Here is a 21,706-nt window from a genome sequence, read left to right as displayed (position 1 = left end):
AAGAAACACCCTCTCCCTTACTTTTTTATCTTTTCTGGTTGTTCGATCACGCCCGAGTGGTTGGGTTAAATCCGTGTATCCGCGCGCATTACTTTTAATTTAATAGCGCATATAACGCCGCCCTCTTTGAAAGTAATCGCCCACATTACTTTTATTGCATTCGTTATATTCCGAAAGGAATGGTCGGATATGAAAACCATTCCATAAAGATCACCTCGGACAAGTCGATAACGTTAGCCCGACTCTCCTGCAATACCACGATAAGAAAGCGCTCTCAGAAACAGTTTCGGCGTCATGCTGCCGCTTCAGCTTGCCGAAAAATAACTGAGAGCACCTACTGACATCCAAGGAAATCGCCACATGAACTTCAGCCACTTGAAAGTATCGACCCGGCTGATCGCGACATTCGCCATACTGCTGTCGCTGATGCTGGGACTCTCTCTGTTCATCTACGTCTCCATTTCCGCCGTCCAGGTACGCTCTCAGGGCGTCACCGATAACAACATTCCGACGCTGCAGTCCATCGCCGACATGAGTTCTAGCTCGCTGACGCTGCGCACGGATGAAATGAAATATGCCTACGTCGTCGACTTGAAGGACGCTGCACAGGTCCGCGCTACCGAAGAGCATATGAAATTCAACATCGCCAAGTTCGAAGGCGCTTTGCGCAGCTACACCGAGCGCGCCGAAAGCCCGGAAGAGAAGCGTTTTGCTGATCAGCTGAGCCAACAGTGGGCTGATATGATCAGCTTCCACAACCGCCTGATGCCGCTCGTTCAGCAGCAACAGGAGAAAAAGGTTGATGACCTACTGTCGACTGATGGCATTGCAACGCGCACCGTTCTCGAAAATCAGATGGTGAAGGTGTACGCCAATGAAGTGAAACAGTCTGCTGATGCGTCACAGGAAGTGCGCCAGAGCTTCTCGACCATGCAGACATTCCTCATCATCGGCTGCGCCATCGCGGTACTGTTTGCGATCGCAACGGCTTGGTTGCTGATGCGCTATCTGCTCAGCGCCTTCCGTGAAACCGTTGTCGTGGCACAGCGCATTGCTGCAGGCAACCTGGTGGAACCGGTTGCTGGCCGTGATACCCGCAACGAAGTGGGCGATCTGCTGAAAGCCATGGATGACATGCGGACCTCTCTGGCCAGCACGGTATCTTCCGTACGCGAAAATGCGGACAGCGTAGCCTCTGCCAGTGAGCAGATCGCACGCGGCAACACCGACCTGTCTTCTCGTACCGAAGAACAGGCCTCCGCACTGGAAGAAACCGCATCAGCGATGGAAGAGCTGAGCGCGACCATCAAGCAGAACACCGACAATGCGATGAACGCCGATCGCCTAGCACAGGATGCCTCTCAGGTTGCGAACGACGGTGGGGATATCGTCAAGCGCGTCGTCACACGCATGCAGGATATCAACGAAGGTGCGACCCGCATCGTCGATGTCATCTCGCTGCTGGACAGCATCGCCTTCCAGACCAACCTGTTGGCCCTCAACGCGTCCGTTGAAGCAGCACGTGCTGGCGAGCAGGGCCGTGGCTTTGCCGTCGTCGCTTCTGAAGTGCGCAATCTGGCCCAGCGCAGTGCCGAAGCCTCTCGCGAGATCGGTGCCCTGATCACAGAAAGCGTCAACAGTATCCGTTCTGGTACTGAGTTGGCCAACGAAGCCGGTACCACCATTGATGAAGTGGTGAAATCCGTCGGTCGCCTGAAAGACATCATGAGCGAGATCAGTGCTGCCAGCTACGAGCAGAACCAAGGGGTTTCCCAGGTCAGCACGGCCGTCACACAGATGGACCAGACCACTCAGCAGAACGCCGCGCTGGTAGAAGAAAGTGCCGCCGCCGCCGCAAGCCTGTACGAACAGGCCCGCGAACTGCAGAACACCGTGAAGGTCTTCAAGATCAATACCTCTCACGACTTCAGCACCGTCAACCGTCAGCCCGTCACTCGCAAAACGCCTTCAGCGGCATCGACTGCGCCCAAGAGTCATTCGACGGCCAAAGCAAAGCCGGTCAAAGCGTCTCACGACAGCAACGATGACTGGGAAACCTTCTAACAAGGCTTTTAGCCATCGTCTGCGGTGAATAAGTGCGGCACAAGAACCGCATTGTTCCTCGTAACATCTCGCAGACATTGCCTTACCACATCATAAAAAGTGGCTCGGATAGGCCGGTTGCACCAGTGCAACCGGCCACCTTATGTGTGCGGGATGCAGATCATCCTACTGGCACTCAAATTGACATTATTCCGTGACCATGTGCTTTCCTTCGCCAACCTTCGGCAGTGCATGGCAGGGAATATTGGGGGGGTTACACGACATGTTTAAAAAAGTCCGCATCATCACCATCCTCGCGGCGTGCTCACTGATCTTTCTACTGATGTCACTCTTCTCCAATGGCATCAGTGCACTGTTCATGAGCTCGTCCAACACCTCTATCCGCTATCTCTATAACGAGAACGCCGTCATTCTCGGCATCGCGGACACGACCAACTTCATGCGCACTGCACGTACGTCTCTACTAGCAGCACTGCCGCACGTCAACGACAGCGACACCACGCAGTTCGACAAGGCAATGGCCGACAGCTGGGGTTACTACGACCGTGCTCGCAAGGCCATGGAGCACTATCAAGGGCTGCCTCATGACAGAAATGAACAGCTGCTGGCAGATGCATTGGCCGAGCATTTCAACGACTATGCGCTGAAAGGGTTCGAGCAGCAGTTCGATGCGCTGAAACGTAAAGACACAGCGGCATTCCTCAAGATCGCCAGCGGCGATGCCGTCACCTACGACACTCGCTACAACCCTGCGCTGGATGCGGTACTGCAGATTCATGACAAGGCTGCCCAGCAGATCACCGAGGATGCCAACGGCAACACTCAGACGGCGTATGTCGTGATCGTTGTCTGTACGTTGCTGTCCATTCTGATCATCGCGCTGGTGGCGGTCATGCTGACACGCATCCTGATCCGTCCGCTGCGCATGGCCGGTGAAGTGGCACATGCCATCGGTGAAGGGCACCTGTCCAACACGATTGATCATGATCGCCAGGATGAAATCGGTGCCGTACTGCAAGCCATGCGTGAGATGCAAGTCAACCTGTCCTCTACCGTTGCCGCAGTCCGCAGCAATGCTGACCACGTCGCATCGGCCAGTACCCAGATCGCTCAGGGCAACCAAGACCTGTCCACGCGTACCGAAGAACAGGCATCCGCACTGGAAGAGACCGCGTCAGCTATGGAAGAGCTGGGAGCGACCGTCAAGCAAAATGCGGGTAATGCTCAGCATGCCGACAGTCTGGCGCAGGAAGCGGCCAAGGTCGCCAAAGAGGGAGACAATGTCGTCGAACGCGTCGTCCATCGCATGAACGACCTCAACGATGGCGCTCAGAAGATCGTTGACATTATTTCGCTGATCGACAGCATCGCATTTCAGACCAACCTGCTAGCGCTCAACGCCTCCATTGAAGCCGCGCGTGCAGGCGAACAGGGCCGCGGCTTTGCCGTGGTGGCCTCGGAAGTGCGCAATCTGGCTCAGCGCAGTGCCGATGCCTCGCGTCAGATCGGTGATCTAATCAACGCGAACGTGACGGGCATTCGTGAAGGCACCTCACTGGCAGGGGATGCGGGCAGTGCCATGCGCAATGTCATGAACGTCATCAAACGCCTGACGGACATCATGAGCGAGATCAGTTCAGCGTCTCATGAGCAGAGTGAAGGGGTATCTCAGGTCGGCACGGCCGTCATCCAGATGGATCAGATGACACAACAGAACGCCGCTTTGGTGGAAGAAAGTGCTTCGGCCGCCGCCAGCCTACAACAGCAGGCGGCGGAGCTGGTCGCACAGATGCAGGTGTTCGTCATAGACGAATCAGCAGCATAGCCTGCGTCCTGCATGTGCTGACAACGGCACGGTAGCAACAACGCGTGATGATCCCTGCGTCCCTACGGGCGCAGGGATTTTTTTGCATAAGGCCGTCAAGCATAGCGCCATTCTAACCAAGACATTGGGAATTTAGGGACATTATAAAAGCGACGTTATCGTCACTTTTTAATTATTGAATATATCTCATCTATGACGAGCTATTTCTTTAATTAATTAATATAACTCATGTATAAATACCCATATAACCGAAAGTTCTCAATAACATTTAAAAAATAATTATTTTTTTTGTGTATAAATGTAAAGGAAACGTTAACAAGCGTCGATAAATCATCATGACCAGAAGGGTCATCATCCCCAAAATCCCCTGCAATAAAGAGCGCAGGTTTACCCCCACTGCGCTCTGCTCCTGTCTATTAGGGAACGACGCCCCATGAATGCCAGCAATATGAAAATATCCACTCGCTTGATATCGACGTTTGCAATTCTGCTTGCGCTGATGATTGGACTTGCCGGTCTAACGTTCGTTCGCATGAGTAGCGTTGAAAGCCAGACCACCAACATTGCAGAAAGACGCCTGCCCAGCACTCAGCTGCTCGGCGATCTGCGTAGTTATGCCCTGAGCCTCCGCCTCAACGAGCTCAAATACACCTATTCCATGCCGCTTGCGGAGAAGCAGGCACTGGAAAAAAGCATGCAGACCACGATTGATAAATTCAACGTGGCGATCGATCAGTACAAAGACATGCTGGATGATGACAGCAAGTATCTGGGCGAGCGCCTCGATAAGTCTTGGGACAACATCAGCGCCTTCCATGCTCAGATCATCACCATGACGCATGAAGGCAAAAGTGATGAAGTGGATCGTCTGCTGCTGAGCAAAGGTAGTGAACTGCGCCAGACCATCGAAGACGTGCTGACGGAGCTGACCCAGCGCGAACTGACTTGGTCCAAAGAAGCCACCATCGCTACACGCAAGGACTTCTCGCTGTCCTTCCACCTGCTGTGGGCGGGCTGCCTACTGGCGGTCATCTTTGCCGCTATCGCAAGCTGGTTCCTGATCCGCTATCTGCTGGATGCCTTCCGTCAAGCCATCGCAGTAGCACGTCGTATTGCCTCCGGCGATCTGGTCAATCAAGTAGAAGGGCGTGAACTTACCAACGAAGTGGGTCAGCTGCTGAACGCGATGGATGAAATGCGTTCGTCACTGTCCTTCACGGTTGCGGCCGTCCGTCAGAACGCTGATGGTGTAGCAGCCGGCAGCGAGCAGATCTCGCGCGGCAACGCCGATCTGTCTTCTCGTACGGAACAGCAAGCGGCAGCACTGGAAGAAACGGCCTCTGCGATGGACGAGCTGAGCGCGACCATCAAGCAGAACACTGATAACGCCATGAATGCCGACCGTCTGGCACAGGATGCTTCCAAGGTCGCTAATGACGGCGGTGACATCGTCAAACGCGTCGTAACGCGCATGCACGACATCAACGAAGGCGCTAACCGCGTGGTCGAAGTGATCTCGCTGCTGGACAGCATTGCCTTCCAGACCAACCTGCTGGCCCTCAACGCATCCGTCGAAGCGGCACGTGCCGGTGAACAGGGTCGCGGCTTCGCCGTCGTCGCCTCCGAAGTGCGCAATCTGGCACAGCGCAGCGCTGAAGCCTCTCGCGAGATCGGCGGTCTGATCACCGAAAGCGTCAACAGCATTCGTTCGGGTACGGAACTGGCCAACGAAGCCGGTACCACCATCGAGGAAGTCGTCAGTACGGTAAACAACCTGAAAGACATCATGGGCGAGATCAGCTCTGCCAGTTACGAGCAGAACCAAGGGGTAACGCAGGTTGGTACGGCAGTCACCCAGATGGACCAGACAACACAGCAGAACGCGGCGCTGGTAGAAGAAAGTGCAGCAGCAGCAGCAAGCCTGTACGAGCAGGCACGCAAACTGCAGGAAACCGTACAGGTCTTCCGCGTGCAGGACGCGTAATGTCTCGGTGACGGAGGGATAAAGCGGATCCCAACGTCAGGAGTGTCGATCCGGTCATCTCACAGAGATACCAACTTCATGTGGCCTTCCCCCTTGCTGTTCGGCAGCAAGGGGGCTTCTGCATGAGGGGAGTATCAAAGCTGGGTATGGCGACGGTGGAATGCGCGCGCAACCGCACACTGGGGGGCAAAGGGCGCTCTCGGCAACCATGCCCCCATTCCACGCGTCACCCGCAACTGACCACCCTGCCAGACAACATGGCCACCGCAGACGGTGACCGATGCCATGCCCTTAGTGGTCAGCCCTTCATAAAGACTGTTATCGCTGCGCGAATGGTGGGTCACTGCCGACCACGAATGATGCGCTTCGGGATCCCACAGAACGATATCCGCATCCGCTCCCTGACAGATCACGCCCTTATGGGGATAGAGGTGGAACAGCCTAGCGGTTCGCGTCGAGGTCAACGCCACGAACTGGCTCGGCGTCAGACGACCGCTATTGATGCCGGCATGCCAGCACAACGCCATGCGCTCTTCGAGCGCGCCGCAGCCCACAGGCACGTGATCGAAGGCATCGAGATGGCGCGTCTTGTCCTCACGATGAAAAGGCTGATGATGAGATCCCAGCGTATGCAGCCACCCTTGGCCGGATGCCTTCCACAGAGCGCGCTGGTCATCAAGATCACGGAAAGGAGGCGCCTTGATATGCAGAGCGGCCTTGATCTGATCCGTATTCTCATACACTTTCGACGACAGCATCAGGTTAGCCACGGGGGCTTCACCGTACACGCGCAGCCCACGCTCATGCGCACGCCCGATCGCCTCAATGGAGGCCTGACAGGAAACGTTAGCCAGATACAGAGGTACCCCCGCCAGCTCTGCAATGGTGATCGCTCGCTGAGTGGCTTCCCCTTCAATGGCCGCGGGATGCGCCAATGGATAGCACGACGGTGACCGCAGCCCCTTGCTGAACAGCGTACGTTGCAGTTGCCGCGCCAACACACCGTTTTCGGCGTGCACGATGGGCATAACGCCCAGCTCCAGCAGACAAGCGAAGCTCTGCATCAGCACAGCATCGTCACACATCAACAGCTCGTCGTACCCCATGTAATGACTGAAGCTGTTGATGCCTTCCTTTGTCAGCGCGGCGACATCGCGCTGCATCTGTTTATCCCAATGCGTGATGGTGGCATGGAAGCCGTAGCTGCACACGGCGCGCTTGGCCTGCCGACGGTGTTCGTCATAGGCCTCCATCAGCGTTTGCCCCGGCAGCGGATGAATCGTATCCAGTACCGTGGTCGTACCACCGGCGAGCGCTGCCGCCGTGCCATCGAAAAAATCGTCTGCCGCCGCAGGCTCCCGTAGAGACGTGGCTAAATAGGTATGGGGATCAATGCCGCCCGGCATGACGTATTGACCCGTAGCATCCAGCAATTGAGTACCAGGTGGTGCCTGATCGTCGAGATCTTCACCGACAGCAACAATCTTGCCGTTCACGCACAGTACATCAGCGCGCCATGAGCGATCGGCATTGACGATCATGCCACCCTTGATCAACAGGGGGGTTGGCATCGACATCTTCTTCTTTTCCTGTCATGGCGAATGGCCGCAACGAACACCGGTCTCATGCCCACCGCCACCATTCGAATCGAATCTTCGAGAATGCCCACAGTTTTTCACATCCGGACAAACTTTTCATTTGTAAAAGAGAAGTCACGTTTTACAGGAGGGTAAGGCTATAGCATTACACCACTTTTCCTTATTTTCCGCAGGGATAGGTGGGCGATTACTATTCGGAAAACACGCCAGCCTCCGCGCCTGCCACTAAAGCAACCCTTTGCTTCTGCCGATAGCTGCGGGCAGGGACCCAATATCAATAACCTGCCTATGGCCGTGGGAATGACGAGCTTCTATCTGGCTCATGCGGACTCATGACCGCCGTTGAGGAAACCGCTCTTATGAAACTGGCGAACCTTCGATTATCGATGCGTTTAGGTGCAACGTTTGCTGTCCTACTCGGTATATTATTAATTCTTATGGTGACCGTGCTAAGCGGCATGAGCACCGTTCGATCGGGAATGAACGAGATACTCGATGTTCGCGTACCAGGTACACGCTTCGTCAACCGGCTGAACAATGCCGTGCAGAGTATGCGCATCGGCGAGATAGAAGCACTCCAGTACTGGAATGACGCCCGCATGCGCGACCCGCTTCTCAAGAGCTTCGCTGAAAACCCGGCCAACGTTACCGAGGCACTGAGCCGCTACCGCGCGCTGCCGCTGAGCGACATGCAGCGCCAGCGCTTGCAGACGCTTGAGGACAGCTGGAACCGTATTCTGGTCAACCACCAAGCCATCATCACCATGCTGGATCATCAGCAGTACAAGGAAGCATCGGCCAAGGCCATTGGTGAGCAGCGCGACCAGTTCCGTCAGATGAACAAGATCTTCGACGATCTGTATGCGGCCGAAAAAGCACGTTCTTCCGAGGTGTCGGTCAACGTTCGCGGCACGCTGTCTACGGCGACCACAGTAATGATCCTTGGCAGCATCATCGCACTGCTGTTCGCTGTCGCAGCGGGCTTCCTTTTGAGCCGTTACTTCCGTCTGATTTTTGATCAGCTTATTGCTGCATCCCAGCGCATCGCACGTGGCGATCTCAGCCACAAGATCGAAGGTACCGATCTGACTAACGAAGTGGGCGACCTGCTGCGTGCCATGGATGACATGCAGAAAGGGCTGTCCGTCACCGTTGCAGCCGTACGCCGTAACGCAGATCACGTGGCGTCGGCCAGTGCCCAGATCGCGCAGGGCAACCAAGACCTCTCTTCTCGTACCGAACAGCAGGCATCCGCACTGGAAGAAACCGCTTCGGCGATGGAAGAGCTGGGATCTACCGTCAAGCAGAACGCCAGCAATGCTCAGAACGCTGACAATCTGGCGCAGGAAGCGGCTCAGGTGGCTCGCGACGGCGGTGAAGTCGTCGAACGCGTGGTCCATCGCATGAATGACCTCAACGACGGCGCTCAGAAGATCGTCGATATCATCTCACTGATCGACAGCATCGCCTTCCAGACCAACCTGCTGGCGCTCAACGCATCCATTGAAGCGGCTCGTGCGGGCGAACAGGGCCGCGGATTTGCCGTGGTCGCTTCTGAAGTGCGCAACTTGGCACAGCGCAGTGCCGATGCGTCTCGCCAGATCAGCGGGTTGATCAACGAAAGCGTCACGGGCATTCGTGAAGGTACGTCACTGGTCGGTGATGCCGGTAAGGCCATGCACAACGTGACCGACGTCATCACGCGCCTGACAGATATCATGAGTGAAATCAGTTCTGCATCTCACGAGCAGAGCGAAGGGGTATCTCAGGTCGGTACTGCGGTCGTCCAGATGGACCAGATGACACAGCAGAACGCCGCGCTGGTAGAAGAAAGCGCATCCGCTGCCGCTAATCTGCACCAGCAGGCCGCTGATATGGTCGAACTGGTACGCGTCTTCGAAGTAGGTGACATCGAAGAAGATCGTCACGGCAAACCGGCCATGGCGACGCGCAAGATCAGCACGGCAACGTCCAGCCCCAAGGCACATGCCAAGACCGAACCCAGCGTCAAACACAGCGCACCTTCCGCCGAGCACAAGACACCGGCAAAGGATGAGCCCGTGTTGACCAGCTCATCGGACGATGACTGGGAAACGTTCTAAACGCTAGCGCCCAGCGCATGCGCTACAGACAAAAAAGGCCGCCCTTAAAGGGGCGGCCTTTTTCGATGGTGGAAAGCATCGCTCTGAAACTGGATCGGCTACACGCATCAGCGTGTCGTATGTTGAGGAAATGAAGCACTCCCCTGGTAGACCGTAGGGCACGCTTCCATTACCTGCGTCTCAACGATCTGGCGACTGCGGAGCCTTGGTGCGAATCCACAGATCAGCGTATTTGGCGAACGTCGAATGAGCAGACAGCACCGCCAGCAGGAACCCCGCTTTGCCATCCAGGAAACCCGCTTTCAGCACGTACATGCGCATGAAGCAGCCCAGTGCATGCCCAACACCGCCCAGCAGGCTGCCGGTCTTGCCGCGTGCGGCGCGCTGTTCAGCCCACGCCTGTGCGTAGTGCGCCGACTTCTCTAGATAGTGGCGAAGATCACGATAGCTGTAGTGGAGCAGGTCTCCGTCCAGATCATGCACGGGCAACCGATGCACGTTCTCCAGCTTTTCATGCACCAATGACGCATCGTAGCCGGCCTGTTCGCGTGGATAGAGGCGCGCGACACGATCAGGATACCAACCACTGTGCCGAATCCATGCCCCAAAGCACCACGTCAGACGCGGCAGTCGGTAGATCGCCGCTTCACCATGCAGTGCATCTTCGATGTTGGCACGCAGCGCAGGCGTTACGCGCTCATCGGCATCAACCATCAGCAGCCAGTCCCCCGTCGCGTGCCGCTCAGCCCGCTGGCGCTGGACACCAAACCCTTGCCAATCGTTATAGACGAACACCTTGTCGGTATAGCGACGAGCGATTTCGCAGGTAGCGTCGGTGCTGCCGCTATCGACTACGACAATTTCATCGGCCCACGTGAGCGTGCTCAGACAGCGCTCAAGGTGCTCGGCTTCGTTCTTGACGATCAGCGCTACGGTTAAGGTCATGGGGTCTCCCGCGCGAGAATGGTGGACTGCTCGGTCCGGTAGGTGTCGATGGCCTTCACGACCCGCGTGACCGACAGCTGATGAAGGCAGTCGGTATGCCCCAAAGGACACACGCGCTTGAAGCAGGGTGAACAGTCCAGCGCCAGCCAGTGAATATCGGCATTGTGCGTCAGCGGCGGCGTGTAACGCGGCGAAGAAGACCCATAGATCCCCTGCACATGAACGCCAACAGCGGCCGCCACGTGCATGAGCCCAGAATCATTGCTGACGACCTGCTCGCACATGCCAAGCAAATCCACGGCATCAACAAGTGCCGTCTTACCGCACAAATTCAGCGTATGAGGCAGCTCACCGGCGACCTGCTGTCCCGCTTTGACATCCTTGGGACCACCCAGCACCAGCACACCATAACCCCGCTCCACCAGAGCCTGCGCCGTGGCATGAAAGTGCGCCAGCGGCCATTGCTTGGCCGGGCCGTATTCTGCACCGGGCATCAATGCAACCAAAGGGCGATCCAGTAGATCGACCGCGGCAAAATCCAATGCCTCACGCAGGCGAGTTTGGTTGTCGGCATCGACGCGCAGCGCAGGAAAGGGAATATCGCGGGGCGGATAGGCCTCGTCCTTCGGCAGGCCCAGCGATACAAAACGCTTCACTGTCTGATCAAGTACCGCTTTATCGAGGTCGCGACGCTGGTTGAGAATTCCGTAGCGCTGCTCGCCCGTAAAGCCGCCCCGCACAGGCACCCCCGCAAACCACGGCACTAGCGCCGACTTCAGCGAGCGCGGCAGCACGATGGCCTGATCATACTCGCCCTTCAGACTGCGCCCGAAACGCCAGCGCTCCCTCAGCGCCAGATCACCGTGGCCGACGCGCAGTGTCAGCGCCCGGCGTGCTTCGGGCATCCGCTCAATGATCGGTGCCGACCATGCGGGTCCCAGCACGTCGATGACACACTGGGGATCTTGGGCCTTCAACGTCTTCAGCAGGCTCTGCGCCATCACCATATCGCCGACCCACGAAGGCCCGACGATGAGAATGCGCTTACCCATACGTTCACTACCGCTCATGTCAGTCACGTGAAGTCAGCCATTCGAGATACGCCGTAACACCCTGCTCGACTGTCTTGAACTCATGGTTGAAGCCCATGCCACGCAGCTTGCTCATGTCGGCACAGGTGTAGCTCTGGTAGCGTCCTTTCAGATGCTCGGGGAAGTCGATGAATTCAATATCGCCCTTGCCGAAGAACGTGATGACCGTATCGGCGATGGCGCGGAACGGCTCTGCACGGCCCGTGCCCAGGTTGAAGATGCCGGACACTTCCGGATGGTCGAGACACCACAGGTTGGCCGCAACCACGTCACCGACGTAGATGAAATCGCGGCTCTGCATGCCCGCTTCGTAGCCATCGTACGGCCCGAACAGCTTAGGTGATTCACCGCGCAGTACCTGCTGGTAGTGATGGAACGCCACGCTGGCCATGCTGCCTTTGTGCTGCTCACGCGGACCATAGACGTTGAAATAGCGGAAGCCCACGACCGGTGCCGTCAGCGTATCCATATGGCGGCGCAGATACTGATCGAACAGCAGTTTGGAGTAGCCATAGACGTTCAGCGGACCTTCGAACTCTGGCGTCTCACGGAACGTCGCCGTGTTACCGTAGGTCGCGGCCGAGGACGCATAGTAGAAAGGAATGCGATGCTTCTGGCAGTAATGGAACAGTTCTTTGGTATACGCGTAGTTGTTGTCCATCATGTACTTGCCATCCCACTCGGTCGTGGCAGAGCACGCACCTTCGTGGAAGATAGCGTCGAGCGTCGGCAGTTCGTCGCGCGCTACGCGGGCGCGGAAGTCGTCGAGATCGAGGTAGTCGGCGATATTGCAGTCGACCAAATTGACGAATTTAGTACCATCCTTGAGATCGTCGACCACGATGATATCGGTAATGCCACGCTCATTGAGGGCCTTGACGATATTGGAGCCGATGAAGCCAGCACCACCAGTAACTACGATCATGAGACATTCTCCGTGATGGGTCTGAACAAATACCCACACCTGAAAGCGAAATGAAATGCGATAGTGAAGGTTATCGGCCACTCACTCTCGCGACATTGAAAACGATGGCACCCAGCAGATATCGCTTAGCATAACCTGTTCTTTCGTGAAGGTTTGACTCATGAGGCGCGCGTTCCCTGCCTCATTCTGCGGGTTTGGGGCATCATTGGGCGACAATCGGCCCTATAACCCCATTGGGGACAATTGTATACTTGTGGGTCTGTTAAATCATGACAACCTCCTTTTTCCAAGTTTCACAAGCCGGACATACGCACATGACACAGCCGACGCCAGACGTGACAACCTTTCAGGGCCTGATCCTTGCCCTGCAGCGGTATTGGGCCGAGCAGGGCTGCGTAATCATGCAGCCGCTGGACATGGAGGTCGGCGCTGGTACGTTCCACCCGGCGACCTTCCTTCGTGCGATCGGGCCGGAACGGTGGAGCGCGGCTTATGTTCAGCCCTCGCGCCGTCCTACCGATGGTCGCTACGGTGAAAACCCCAACCGCCTGCAGCACTACTACCAGTTCCAGGTCGTAATGAAGCCGTCTCCCGAGAACATTCAGGACCTGTATCTGGGCTCGCTGAAACACCTCGGCCTCGACCCGGCCATCCACGACATCCGTTTTGTCGAAGACAACTGGGAATCACCGACGCTGGGCGCATGGGGCTTGGGCTGGGAAGTGTGGCTGAACGGCATGGAAGTGACCCAGTTCACTTATTTCCAGCAAGTTGGCGGGATCGAATGCTTCCCCGTCACCGGTGAATTGACCTACGGTCTCGAACGTCTGGCCATGTACCTGCAAGGCGTCGACAGCGTCTACGACCTCGCCTGGTCGATCGCGCCGGACGGTACACGCGTCACCTATGGCGACGTCTACCTGCAGAACGAGAAAGAGCAGTCGGCCTACAACTTTGAACACGCCGACGTCGATGTCCTCTTCAATGACTTCGATAACGCAGAAAAAGCCTGCAACGCACTGCTCGAAGCGCGTTTGCCGCTGCCCGCCTATGAAAAGGTTCTGAAGGCATCGCATACCTTCAACCTGCTCGACGCTCGTCACGCCGTTTCCGTTACCGAACGCCAGCGCTACATTCTGCGTGTACGCACCATGGCGCGCGACGTCGCTCAGCTCTATTACGAATCCCGTGAGGCCGCTGGCTTCCCGCTGGCCGATCCAGAGCTGCGCGCGCAGCTGCTGTCCTCCGCCGAAGAATCCGCCGCAGGCGCGGCATCAGAAGAACAGAAGGCTTGAACATGTCATCCGAATCCACATTTCTGGTCGAGCTCGGCTGCGAAGAACTGCCACCGTTCGCGCTCGAACCTCTGTCCCGCGCCTTTGCCGACAGCCTGACGGCCAACCTGGCCGCCGCTGACATCGCTCATGGCAACGTGCATGCCTTCGCGACTCCGCGTCGCCTAGCCGTCAAGATCGAAAAGTTGGCCTCCCAGCAGCCTGACCGCGACGTGGAACGTCTCGGACCGGCCGTTGCCGCAGCATTCCGCGATGGCAAACCGACCAAGGCAGCCGAAGGCTTCGCCTCCTCTCTGGGTGTCACCGTCGATGAGCTAATGACCATCGAAACGGACAAAGGCCCACGCATCGGCTATCGCAGCCAGCGCAAAGGGGAAGCGACCACGAACTTGCTGCCGCAAATGATCGAACAGGCCATTGCAGGCCTGCCGGTACCGAAATACATGCGCTGGGGAGCTTCCCGCACGGCCTTCTCTCGTCCGGTGCACTGGCTGGTTGCGCTGTACGGAACGGAAGTCGTTCCGGCTACCGCGCTGGAACTGACCTCAGGCCGCACGACACTGGGTCATCGCATTCACTGCGAAGCGCCGATCGAACTAGCCAACGCTGACGAGTACGAAACCGTGCTCGAACAGAAAGGCTATGTCATCGCCGATGCCGCTCGCCGCAGCGCCATCATCCGTCAGCAGGTCGAAACCGAAGCCCAACAGACGGGCGGACACGCAGTCATCGACGACGACCTGCTGCAGGAAGTCACCGGTCTGGTCGAATGGCCTGTCGCGCTGACCGGTAGCTTCGACGAGCGCTTCCTTGAAGTGCCGCAGGAGTGCTTGATCTCCTCGATGAAAGCCAACCAAAAGTACTTCCACCTGCTGGATGCCAACGGTCAGCTGCTGCCGAAGTTCATCACTATCGCCAACCTCAAAAGCCGCGACCCAGCACAGGTCGTTGCCGGTAACGAGCGCGTCATTCGTCCGCGTCTGGCCGATGCGGCGTTCTTCTTTGAGACCGACCGCCGCTCTACGCTGGATAGCCGCCGCGCAGGGCTTGAAGACGTGGTCTTCCAGCGCCGCCTGGGTACGCTGGCCGATAAGAGCCGCCGTATCGAAGTCGTCGCTGCCGAAATCGCCAATCGCATCGGTGGCGAACCGGCACATGCACGCCGTGCCGCTCAGCTTGCCAAATGCGACCTGAACACTGAAATGGTGCTCGAATTCCCTGAACTGCAGGGGATTATGGGGACCTATTACGCGCGTGAAGACGGTGAGCCGTCCGACGTCGCCGAAGCCATTCAGCAGCAGTACCTGCCGCGCTTCGCACAGGACAACATCCCATCCTCGAAAACCGGTGTGGCATTGGCTCTGGCTGACCGTCTGGACACCCTGACGGGCATCTTCGGCATCGGCCAGCGTCCGACTGGGGCCAAAGACCCATTCGCCCTGCGTCGCGCTACCATTGGTGTACTTAACATCATCATCAAGGGTGAATACGATCTCGACCTGCGCGAACTGCTGCAGATCGCCGTCGATCAGCACACCTCTCTTGACGGCGACAACAACGCCGTACTGGTCAACGACGTGCTCGACTACATGCTCGAACGTCTGCGTGGCTGGGCGGCAGATGAAGGCATTTCAGCTGAAGTCTATCAATCCGTACGTGCGCGCAACGTCACCCGCCCGCTCGACTTCGCTCGTCGCTTGCAGGCTGTTAAAGCTTTCAACGAACGCGAAGAAGCCCGCGCACTGGCCGCTGCCAATAAGCGTGTCGGCAACATTCTGGCCAAACTGGAAGGTGGCGTACCGACGACCAACGTCGATCCGACATTGTTCGAGCACAAGGCCGAACAGGCGCTGCTGGATGCCCTGACCGTGCTGGAAGCAGAAACAGCACCGATGTTTGCAGAAGCACGCTACAACGAAGCGCTGGATCGTCTGGCAACTCTGCGCGAGCCGGTCGATGCCTTCTTCGAAGACGTCATGGTCATGGCAGAAGACGAGAAGATCCGTAACAACCGCCTGGCACTGCTGGCGCGCCTTCATGCGCTGTTCTTGGCCGTAGCGGATATCTCGCTGCTGTAACGAGCACGATTGTTACGTCGTCATATGACAGGAAACGCCGCCCCATCCATGGGCGGCGTTTTTTTTCGAGGGTAACAGACTGGGAGTGAACGGCCCGTCTGTTCGACACAGAGGTAGATCCTGATAAAGCGAATCGTCGTGCACAACACACTACATGCTATCGGACATTCACATCACGTTTGAGCAGACGGAATGCGCCGGAGCCATTGTAGATTTCGGTGCCGAACTCGACGCTGCTCAGGTACTTGTCTTTGCTCAGGTACTGTTTGTTGACCAAATAGTCAGTGAAATTCGTCATGTTCAGCGAAGCTGAAGTGGTCGGCACCTTGCGTACGAACGAATAGACGTTCCACGAAGAGACATGACCGACGTACAGATCCCACTGCGTGCCTGCCAGCGTAACGGTTTCCTTGTAGCTACCCGTTGGCATGGCGCCACCACTGCGATTCAGCCAGACCATCACTTCATCGGTCGGCGCATTGGCCCACGTTGCCGCATTGGTCGTATGGAACCACAGGTCATAGGACGCATTGTAGACACCCGTCGCGTTCTTGAACGCATAGCTTACGTTCGTATCGACGCGTTTGTGTGCAGACAGCTTGACGGGGAGACCGCTGTTGGGCGTATAGCCAGCCGTCCAGTGCCAGCCGGTAACCGCAGAAGGATATCCTTTGACGGACGCTGTGGAGCTGGGCCATTTCCAGCGCCAGCCGTTGTCGCTATCACTGTTGTAGTAGATTTCCTGCGTGCCATTCGGCACTTCACCGCGTCCCCATTGGTTATTGTAGAGATAGGACTTGCCACCGTTGAGTGTGATTTTGGCAGCGGATGCCGTCTGAACCTGACCTGCAGAAGCGTAATGAATGGAAGCACACATAAGGGCCATTCCCAGCGCCGCCATACCTGTTTTCATGCCTTTCATTTTATCTATTCCCAAGACAAGTAAATGAACACATCAAGCCCCCCTTTGCAGAAGGCGCAGGCAGGTTATTTCTTTTAGGTAACACTTCGCCAGCGATTCCAGTTGTGAGCCTAAGGCACAGGAAGGCGCTACTTATTGCCGTTTCCTTGCTTTTTACATGCTGATCCCGTCAAGCACGACGATGTTCTAGCCGATAACAGCAGTTGACTTGGAGAACAAATGGCCCACGCCTAACAAAGGTAGACCGACCATGAAAATGCAGGACAGGAAGCTATCGACATTGCTAACGGTAGCGCTGGGGGGCATCTTGCTTCTGTTTGCGCTCATTATTGGCACCAACTCCGTGGTACTTCATGAATCAGAAGAATTAAGCCAGGCCGCGGAAAAAGAGCTGAAACTTACACGTACCCTAGAAAGCAGCATGGGGTATTTGCACCTATCACGCATCGCACTGCACCGTGCTGTTTCTGCCGCGGTCATGAAGGACACGGAAGAATTCCGCCAGCAGGAAGCGCGCATCAAAGAATTGCTGCAGTTGTCCGATCAGCAGCTTGATCACTTCCGTCAGCAGGAAGACGACTCTCCCGAAATGCTGGAGTCGCTGGTAACAGCCCGTCAGAAGCTGATCGACCAATCCATCCTGCCGACCCTTGCGGCTCTTCATAACAATGAAATCACCAAAGCCGATCAGTTGACACTGGGCGCAAAAAGCATTGATCCGCAGCTGGTCAAATCCGTCGAAGCGATTCAGACCGTACGTGAAAAGCATCAGGCCGATGTCTCGCAGAAAAGCCGTCAACAGGTGCGCTTGAGCTACTACATCATGGCGTTCAGTGGGCTGTTCAGTGCGCTGGTATGCGGCATCATCTTCATCGGCGTTCGCCGCATGATCATCAAGCCGTTGGATGAAATTCAGGACCGCTTCCGCCAGATTGCGCAGGGCAATCTGAGCGAGCCGATCCATGACCGCGGACGCAATGAAATCGGTCGCCTGTTTTCGACGCTGCGCGATATGCAGTCCGATCTAGGCATGATCGTCGGCCAAGTACGCAACAACAGCATCAAGCTGCACGATCACGTCCGTGATCTGGTCACACGCAACCAGGACCTGGCCAGCCGTACCGAACAGCAGGCAGCATCGCTGGAAGAAGCCGCGGCCAGCGTCGATGAACTGTCATCGACGGTAGAACACAACACGACCAATACGGCACAGGTTTCATCACTGTCGGCGGATGCGGCGGATATCGCCCGCAACGGCGGACAGGAGATGCGTCAGGTCGTCGACAACATGAACGATATCGCGACGCGCGCCGAAGAAATCGCGTCCATCGTTGGCATGATCGACAGCATTTCGTTCCAGACCAATCTTCTGGCCCTCAACGCGTCGATTGAAGCGGCAAGAGCTGGGGAACACGGACGAGGCTTTGCCGTCGTGGCTGGCGAAGTTCGTATGCTGGCAACCCGCTCTGCCGACTCGGCCCGCTCCATCCGCACCTTGATCGACGGCGTAACGACCCAGATCAAGTCTGGGGGGCAGGTTGCACACACCGCAGGCAACACGATCGAAGAGGCGGTGAAAAGCATCACTCAAGTCAACCAGCTGATTGCGGATATCGCGGCGGCCTCCAAAGAGCAGGCCATGGGCATCCGTCAGGTCAGCCAGGTCGTCACGGAAATGGACGGTGTTACTCAGCAGAACGCCACGCTGGTAGAACAAGCATCTTCTTCCATGACCTCGCTCGAAGGACAAGCTGCGGACATGGCCAGCCTCGTCGAACGCTTCCGTCTGGCAAAGGAAAGCTGATCGTCACGCGTCATGGGCACCATGGATAAGGCCCATGACGCCTTCTACCCACACTGATAGTCGTGATCCGCTACGCTTAGCCCCCGCCACTACAACAAGAGCGGTACGCTGATACCGGATCATACCCACAACGAAAAGGGGAATGTTTCATGTGAAACATTCCCCTTTTGCATTTGGTGATGCATGGAAAGACGCCGTTATTCAGCAAGTACGGCCTCGTCCGCACCCAAAAAGACATGGCGCTGCGCCGACACTTCCGGCTGACGCTTCTGCAACCAGTACCCTACGCACGCCGTCACACAGGTAACAACCAACGTAGCAATGACCTCCAGTCGATGACCGGGCAGGAACGACATCAAGCCCAGAATCGCCGCGATGGTCAGAATAGCCAGCCATGTCAGATAGGGAAATGCCCACATACGCACCGGCGGTGTAATGCCATGACGATCATTCATGACGCGCATCTTCAGCTGAGTGATCGCAATGACCAAGTACATCAACAGAGCGATCGCCCCGCTGGTCGACAGCAAAATGTTGAAGGCTCCTTCTGGCACCACGAAATTCAGCAGCGTGATGACCAACGACACGCCCGATGTCGAAAAGATAGCCCAGCGCGGAACGCCTTCACCGTGCGTCATGGCCCAACGCTTGGGTGCATCGCCGCGAGAAGCCAGCGAGAAGGACATGCGCGAACCGGTATAGATCGCCGAGTTGAGGCAGCTCACTACAGACACAAGGACGACAACGCTCATGATGCCCGCCGCATAAGGGATATTCATCGCCTTGAGCGCGGCCTGATAGGAACCCTGCGCCAGTTCAGGCGTATTCCACGGCACGATGCAGACTACAACAAAGATGGAACCGATATAGAACAAGCCCAGACGCCATACAACCGAGCGGATAGCCTTGCGCACGTTGCCACGCGGATTATCCGATTCCGCGGCGGCAATCGTCACGATTTCGGTTCCCTGGAAACTGAACATGGCCACCAGCAGCGCCGTAACGACAGAAACACCGCCCTGCGGGAAGAAACCACCGTGCTCGGTCAGATTGTGCAGCCCCTGAGCCGGTGAAAACGGCAGCCAGCCCAGAATAGCCAGTGCACCAAGAATGATGAACAGACAAATGGCAATGACCTTGAACAGCGACAGCCAGTACTCCGCTTCACCGAACATCTTGACATGCAGACTGTTGCACAGCGTCAGGATAGCGATCATACCGACCGAATACAGTGCTGATGGGCCACCGAACCAACTGGCCAGAATATTGCCCGCTACGATGGACTCGATTGGCACCAGCAGTACATAGAACCACCAGTACAACCAGCCGATAGTGAAACCCGCCCAGCGCCCAAGCGTGCAGTCCGCATAGGAAGAAAAGGAGCCAGTCGTAGGAAATGCCGTGGCCATTTCACCCAGCATCTTCATCACCAGAATGATGATGCCAGCGGCCACGAGATAGGCCAGCAGCACCGCTGGGCCAGCGGTCATGATGGCATTGGAAGACCCGACAAACAGGCCCGCACCTATGACACCACCGATGGAAATCATAGTGATTTGGCGGCTGCTCAAACCGTTACCAAGGCGCGTATCCTCGCGAGGCGAAGAGGAAGAAGCCGCGTGCCGAACGCGACGTCGAGTGCTCGTTGCAGTAAAGGAGGTCATCGGTATCACTCTCCATGCTCATGAGTACCAGGCAGCCTATGGTTGTTTATCACTGGGCCTGGTGAAGGCTTGACCGTTTCGATTGTTCCTTTATGGCATTGCATGAAACATGCCAGCCTTTTTCACAGGCCGAGGTGGGCGGTCAGAGCAGAATAGAGAACAGCGGGTAGAGCATGAGGTGCGGGCGGGCAAGACGGGGGCGGCCAAGAAGGCAAACGAAGGCGGTATTACCGAACGGAAGGAAATAACGGAAAGGATAGCGGCACAGTCTTGGTGCAGAGGATCACGGTACAACGGAACGAGGTTTTGCCACACATCCCTTTGCGGCAAGAACGCCCGTATCAGGCATGCATTTGATTCAATGCGTATTCATGTTCGGTATTGAGGATGTCATGCGCCGTGCGCCCATGAAGGGCCTGATGCAGGCGAGAGTTGATGACATCCTTGGTGCACTGGCGTGGCTGTGCACAGTGCTGGAGCGCATTCTGGATTTCGTATTGCGTAATAGATTCGATGGCCGCATCCAGCTTCATGCTCTGTTCTGGAGACAAAGAAGCCTTGATGCGCTGCAAGGACAGGAGATAGCTCTCAGAGCTACTCAGGTCAATGGCAGGTTCTCGCTGGCACCCAACAAGCGTGCAGATAAGCGTGGCGAGTGTACTGGTTAATAGAAAGCGCAGCATGCGAGAAGACACCGTCTTAAAGGTCATTTTTCTAAGCGAGTCACGATGATACGGCAAGGTTGCCCCCTTAATGTAGACAAAACATGACGTTATCTGACATATATCGACCGTTTTTTAGAAGACTGTGCACAAGATGTGCTTTCGTAAAGAAAAGGAAAGCATGTCAAAGCGGTAATAAGCACTCAAAAACACCCTTTTCACGTGGAATGAAGCAGTGTTAACACCTTGACGAGGAAGAGATATTCAGGGTCTGCCAGAACAACAGACCGCGATGAACGGGGCTTGAGAAGGATATGAATAAAGAGGAGAAATACGCACCACGTTAAGGCGCAAGCTGCTTTGCCTTTGCCATCACCTCTTCTGCACTCAAGCCATTGAGGTAGGTCAGCGATAATATGGGTGCCGAGCTGGGCGCGGCAGCCCAGCGATTAATGTCTTGCAGGGTCAGCGATGTTACCAACCGCTGTAGGGCTCGCTCGAACGCTTCTCGCTGGTCGTCGGGCAGCGCTTCCTCCATATGCTGTATCGAGATCAGCATGTGCTCTTCATCGCTCAGATCAAGGCGAGGCACGGGAGCAGGCAAGGGTGAACAGTGGGTAATGCTGAGTCCCAACAGCGCCACTATTGCAATGCGGAGCCGTCGGACGATAAGCGCAGCAGCATGCGGCATATAGCGTTCCTTTCACTTGAGTCATCGTGTCATGACTGTTCATCCTGCAAGTGAAA

Annotated in this window: 15 protein-coding genes; 7 read left to right on the top strand and 8 right to left on the bottom strand. The window is 56.4% G+C overall.

What is annotated here, in order from left to right; all coding sequences use genetic code 11:
* Positions 1 to 360: 360 nt before the first annotated feature.
* From ACMHYW_RS00510 to ACMHYW_RS00500, 3 genes are all read left to right on the top strand, one after another.
* The gene (locus ACMHYW_RS00510) at positions 361 to 2,064 is read left to right on the top strand and encodes a methyl-accepting chemotaxis protein (RefSeq protein WP_414500441.1); all 1,704 of its coding nucleotides are present in this window, start codon (positions 361 to 363) and stop codon (positions 2,062 to 2,064) included.
* 262 nt (positions 2,065 to 2,326) lie between these two features.
* On the top strand, positions 2,327 to 3,889 hold the full coding sequence (locus tag ACMHYW_RS00505; protein ID WP_414500440.1) for a methyl-accepting chemotaxis protein: 1,563 nt from the start codon (positions 2,327 to 2,329) through the stop codon (positions 3,887 to 3,889).
* A gap of 448 nt (positions 3,890 to 4,337) precedes the next feature.
* A complete protein-coding gene (locus ACMHYW_RS00500) occupies positions 4,338 to 5,873 on the top strand; it encodes a methyl-accepting chemotaxis protein (RefSeq protein ID WP_414500439.1) in 1,536 nt (511 codons plus the stop codon).
* 134 nt (positions 5,874 to 6,007) lie between these two features.
* Here ACMHYW_RS00500 and hydA read toward each other — a convergent pair whose 3' ends face one another.
* The gene (gene hydA, locus ACMHYW_RS00495) at positions 6,008 to 7,450 is read right to left on the bottom strand and encodes a dihydropyrimidinase (protein ID WP_414500438.1); all 1,443 of its coding nucleotides are present in this window, start codon (positions 7,448 to 7,450) and stop codon (positions 6,008 to 6,010) included.
* A 353-nt stretch (positions 7,451 to 7,803) separates the two neighbouring features.
* Between hydA and ACMHYW_RS00490 the strand changes: the two genes are divergently transcribed.
* A complete protein-coding gene (locus ACMHYW_RS00490) occupies positions 7,804 to 9,573 on the top strand; it encodes a methyl-accepting chemotaxis protein (RefSeq protein ID WP_414500437.1) in 1,770 nt (589 codons plus the stop codon).
* A gap of 180 nt (positions 9,574 to 9,753) precedes the next feature.
* Here the strand turns inward: ACMHYW_RS00490 and ACMHYW_RS00485 are convergent, their stop codons facing one another.
* From ACMHYW_RS00485 to rfaD, 3 genes are read right to left on the bottom strand one after another with little or no spacing between them, the layout of a single operon-like run.
* Entirely contained in the window at positions 9,754 to 10,518 is a 765-nt protein-coding gene (locus ACMHYW_RS00485) for a glycosyltransferase family 2 protein (RefSeq protein WP_414500436.1), read from the bottom strand.
* Positions 10,515 to 11,588, bottom strand: coding sequence for a lipopolysaccharide heptosyltransferase II (gene waaF / locus ACMHYW_RS00480; protein WP_414500435.1), 1,074 nt, complete (start codon positions 11,586 to 11,588; stop codon positions 10,515 to 10,517). The genes ACMHYW_RS00485 and waaF overlap by 4 nt, the downstream gene beginning before the upstream one ends.
* A 1-nt stretch (position 11,589) precedes the next feature.
* Positions 11,590 to 12,534 (bottom strand): ADP-glyceromanno-heptose 6-epimerase, encoded by a 945-nt coding sequence (gene rfaD / locus ACMHYW_RS00475; protein ID WP_414500434.1) that lies wholly within the window; start codon positions 12,532 to 12,534, stop codon positions 11,590 to 11,592.
* A gap of 314 nt (positions 12,535 to 12,848) precedes the next feature.
* Between rfaD and glyQ the strand changes: the two genes are divergently transcribed.
* Together glyQ and glyS are read left to right on the top strand one after the other, a co-directional pair.
* Positions 12,849 to 13,829, top strand: a complete 981-nt coding sequence (gene glyQ, locus ACMHYW_RS00470; RefSeq protein WP_414500433.1) for a glycine--tRNA ligase subunit alpha — start codon at positions 12,849 to 12,851, stop codon at positions 13,827 to 13,829.
* Positions 13,830 to 13,831: 2 nt separating this feature from the next.
* Positions 13,832 to 15,907 carry a glycine--tRNA ligase subunit beta gene (glyS, locus tag ACMHYW_RS00465; RefSeq protein WP_414500432.1) on the top strand — a complete coding sequence of 692 codons (2,076 nt, stop codon included), beginning with the start codon at positions 13,832 to 13,834 and terminating at the stop codon, positions 15,905 to 15,907.
* A 157-nt stretch (positions 15,908 to 16,064) separates the two neighbouring features.
* Here glyS and ACMHYW_RS00460 read toward each other — a convergent pair whose 3' ends face one another.
* The gene (locus ACMHYW_RS00460) at positions 16,065 to 16,820 is read right to left on the bottom strand and encodes a GH12 family glycosyl hydrolase domain-containing protein (protein ID WP_414500431.1); all 756 of its coding nucleotides are present in this window, start codon (positions 16,818 to 16,820) and stop codon (positions 16,065 to 16,067) included.
* 259 nt (positions 16,821 to 17,079) lie between these two features.
* Between ACMHYW_RS00460 and ACMHYW_RS00455 the strand changes: the two genes are divergently transcribed.
* Positions 17,080 to 18,633: a methyl-accepting chemotaxis protein gene (locus tag ACMHYW_RS00455; protein ID WP_414500430.1), complete on the top strand. Its 1,554-nt coding sequence runs from the start codon at positions 17,080 to 17,082 to the stop codon at positions 18,631 to 18,633.
* A 197-nt stretch (positions 18,634 to 18,830) separates the two neighbouring features.
* On the opposite strand, the gene ACMHYW_RS00450 is transcribed toward ACMHYW_RS00455, so the two are convergent.
* The 3 genes from ACMHYW_RS00450 to ACMHYW_RS00440 all read right to left on the bottom strand — a co-directional run bounded on the left by ACMHYW_RS00450 (position 18,831) and on the right by ACMHYW_RS00440 (position 21,650).
* Entirely contained in the window at positions 18,831 to 20,297 is a 1,467-nt protein-coding gene (locus ACMHYW_RS00450) for an amino acid permease (RefSeq protein WP_414500429.1), read from the bottom strand.
* A gap of 341 nt (positions 20,298 to 20,638) precedes the next feature.
* The gene (locus ACMHYW_RS00445; protein WP_414500428.1) at positions 20,639 to 20,992 is read right to left on the bottom strand and encodes a DUF6694 family lipoprotein; all 354 of its coding nucleotides are present in this window, start codon (positions 20,990 to 20,992) and stop codon (positions 20,639 to 20,641) included.
* 310 nt (positions 20,993 to 21,302) lie between these two features.
* Positions 21,303 to 21,650, bottom strand: a complete 348-nt coding sequence (locus tag ACMHYW_RS00440) for a DUF6694 family lipoprotein (protein ID WP_414500427.1) — start codon at positions 21,648 to 21,650, stop codon at positions 21,303 to 21,305.
* Positions 21,651 to 21,706: the final 56 nt, after the last annotated feature.

The sequence above is a fragment of the Zymobacter sp. IVIA_12111.31 C1 genome, from assembly GCF_047495495.1.
In the GTDB taxonomy this organism is placed as follows: Bacteria; Pseudomonadota; Gammaproteobacteria; order Pseudomonadales; family Halomonadaceae; genus Zymobacter.
Note: the sequence above shows the minus strand (reverse complement) of the source record. Positions and strands in the feature narration are given on the sequence as shown.

Bases quoted from the DNA above. Each gene is read 5' to 3' on its own strand.
- ACMHYW_RS00510 (WP_414500441.1), top strand. From the start codon at position 361: ATGAACTTCAGCCACTTGAAAGTATCGACCCGGCTGATCGCGACATTC.
- ACMHYW_RS00505 (WP_414500440.1), top strand. From the start codon at position 2,327: ATGTTTAAAAAAGTCCGCATCATCACCATCCTCGCGGCGTGCTCACTG.
- ACMHYW_RS00500 (WP_414500439.1), top strand. From the start codon at position 4,338: ATGAAAATATCCACTCGCTTGATATCGACGTTTGCAATTCTGCTTGCG.
- hydA (WP_414500438.1), bottom strand. From the start codon at position 7,450: ATGTCGATGCCAACCCCCCTGTTGATCAAGGGTGGCATGATCGTCAAT.
- ACMHYW_RS00490 (WP_414500437.1), top strand. From the start codon at position 7,804: ATGACCGCCGTTGAGGAAACCGCTCTTATGAAACTGGCGAACCTTCGA.
- ACMHYW_RS00485 (WP_414500436.1), bottom strand. From the start codon at position 10,518: ATGACCTTAACCGTAGCGCTGATCGTCAAGAACGAAGCCGAGCACCTT.
- waaF (WP_414500435.1), bottom strand. From the start codon at position 11,588: ATGAGCGGTAGTGAACGTATGGGTAAGCGCATTCTCATCGTCGGGCCT.
- rfaD (WP_414500434.1), bottom strand. From the start codon at position 12,534: ATGATCGTAGTTACTGGTGGTGCTGGCTTCATCGGCTCCAATATCGTC.
- glyQ (WP_414500433.1), top strand. From the start codon at position 12,849: ATGACACAGCCGACGCCAGACGTGACAACCTTTCAGGGCCTGATCCTT.
- glyS (WP_414500432.1), top strand. From the start codon at position 13,832: ATGTCATCCGAATCCACATTTCTGGTCGAGCTCGGCTGCGAAGAACTG.
- ACMHYW_RS00460 (WP_414500431.1), bottom strand. From the start codon at position 16,820: ATGAAAACAGGTATGGCGGCGCTGGGAATGGCCCTTATGTGTGCTTCC.
- ACMHYW_RS00455 (WP_414500430.1), top strand. From the start codon at position 17,080: ATGAAAATGCAGGACAGGAAGCTATCGACATTGCTAACGGTAGCGCTG.
- ACMHYW_RS00450 (WP_414500429.1), bottom strand. From the start codon at position 20,297: ATGACCTCCTTTACTGCAACGAGCACTCGACGTCGCGTTCGGCACGCG.
- ACMHYW_RS00440 (WP_414500427.1), bottom strand. From the start codon at position 21,650: ATGCCGCATGCTGCTGCGCTTATCGTCCGACGGCTCCGCATTGCAATA.